General features: G+C 71.1%; 2 protein-coding genes. One reads left to right on the forward strand and one right to left on the reverse strand.

Going from position 1 to position 1,865, the window contains the following annotated elements:
- Nucleotides 1–456: 456 nt before the first annotated feature.
- Complete coding sequence (locus tag C1I97_RS36370; protein ID WP_111007175.1) at nucleotides 457–1,143, forward strand: class F sortase; 687 nt, start codon at nucleotides 457–459, stop codon at nucleotides 1,141–1,143.
- 41 nt (nucleotides 1,144–1,184) lie between these two features.
- Here C1I97_RS36370 and C1I97_RS36375 read toward each other — a convergent pair.
- A partial coding sequence (locus tag C1I97_RS36375; protein WP_111007176.1) for a polysaccharide deacetylase family protein occupies nucleotides 1,185–1,865 on the reverse strand: 681 nt, incomplete at its 5' end.

Below are 1,865 nucleotides of genomic sequence, written 5' to 3' on the forward strand. Positions count from 1 at the left end.
CACCCCGCCGTCCCGGATGACCCCCGGCAGTTCGCCGCCCTTCGCCACGGCCGCCGGGGCGGCGAGCCCGACGGTGGCGACCGCCGCGGCCAGCGCCGCCAGGGGCGCCGAGAGGGTACGAGCAGTACGCATATGAGCCTCCGAGGAAGGCGCCCCGGGGACCCGTACCCGGACGATCGGCGAGACAGCACCTCCCGGAAAAACCCTCGGATGCCCTGTACGGGTACGCATTTCGGCGCTCGCCCGTCCTGGTGAGCGAACGTCACCGGGAAATCACTCCGTTGAATGTTCCCGCAGGTCACGGACCGTCATGAATGACCCGTACGGCGCGACTCGGATGGCGCACGGGAAAGGGAACGGAGCACCCGTTCGCGTCCGTCCCGTCGCCGGTCATTCGCGCCGGGCTTAGCGTTCTTGTATGCGCGGATGACACGGCGACGGCCGCGTCGAGAGGGGATGGTGAAGGTCGTGAGCGAGTGGTCCCGGATCGCCCAGGAGGAGCGGGAGCCACGGAAGAAGCGTGCCCCATGGGGCGTGATAGCGCTCGTTCTGCTGACCGGACTCGCCCTCATCCGCAACGGCTCGGGGGAGTTCGACAAAGGCCCGCCGCAGCCCGCGACGGCGGCCGCGCCCGACACGGGCAACGCCCCGAGCTCCCTGACCACGGGCCCTGGCCCTCAGGCCCTGCCCCGCTCGGTGCCCGACCGGATCAGGATCCCCGTGATCCAGGTCGACGCGCCCGTCACACCGGTCGGTGTGGACGCGGACGGCTGGGTCGCCGCGCCGCCGCCGGAGGACCCGAACCTGGCCGGCTGGTTCAACGGTGCGGTCACGCCGGGGGAAAAGGGGACCGCCGTCGTCGACGGCCATGTGGACAACGCGGCGGGTCCCGCGGTGTTCTACGGACTCGGCGCCGTGCGGAAGGGGAACCACGTCGAAATCCACCGGCAGGACGGAAAGACCGCCGTGTTCGAGGTGTACGGCGTCGAGGTGTTCGAGAAGAACGACTTTCCCGGCGACCGCGTGTACGGCTCGAAGGGCACACCGGAACTGCGGGTCATCACCTGCGGCGGCGGTTACAACGAGGCGACCGGATATCAGGGAAACGTCGTCGTGTTCGCCCGCCTGGCCGGGGTCCGCTGAGCGGATCACGGCCAGGCGGGCACCGGTCGGGCGGGCACCGGTCAGGTGTAGGTCCGGCGCGGCACGGTGAAGTGGTAGCCCTCGCCCAGCAGCTTCGGAAGATAGGTGCGCAGCGCGCGGACGGTCTGCGTGCGCTCGCCCCCGGCGTCGTGGGAGAGCACCACGACCCCGGAGCCCGCTCCGCGCTCGACGCGCTCGACGATGGTGTCGGTGCCCGGGGCGGTCCAGTCGAGGCTGTCGACCGTCCAGGCCAGCGGCTCCATGCCCAGCTCGGCCTCCACCTGGAAGACCGTCCGGTTCCAGGCGCCGTAGGGGGCGCGGAACCACTGGGGCCGCTGCCCGTACGCCTTCTCGATGACGTCGCAGGTGCTCTCCAGCTCTGAGCGGACCTGACGCCGGGTGCGCTCGGTGAGCAGCGGGTGGCTCCAGGTGTGGTTGCCGACGGCGTGGCCCTCGTCGGCCATCCGGGCCAGCAGGTCCCGGTTCCACTCGGCCATCTCGCCGCACACGAAGAAGGTCGCCCGGACGTCGTACTTCGCGAGGGTGTCCAGGATGTGCGGGGTGTAGTCGGGGTTGGGGCCGTCGTCGAACGTCAGCATCATGGTGCGGCCGCGGCCGGACATGCGCAGCATCGGCGCGCGCCGTACCGGGGTGGTCAGGGGCTCGTGCGGCCGGCCGTCACCGGCCATGGGCAGGAGGCGGTAGACGGAGGGGTTGAGGAC

Source organism: Streptomyces sp. NTH33, assembly GCF_003236365.1.
In the GTDB taxonomy this organism is placed as follows: Bacteria; Actinomycetota; Actinomycetes; order Streptomycetales; family Streptomycetaceae; genus Streptomyces.

What these genes read in the sequence shown, in the direction of transcription:
- C1I97_RS36370 (WP_111007175.1), top strand. Translation starts at nt 457, where the DNA reads ATGGTGAAGGTCGTGAGCGAGTGGTCCCGGATCGCCCAGGAGGAGCGG.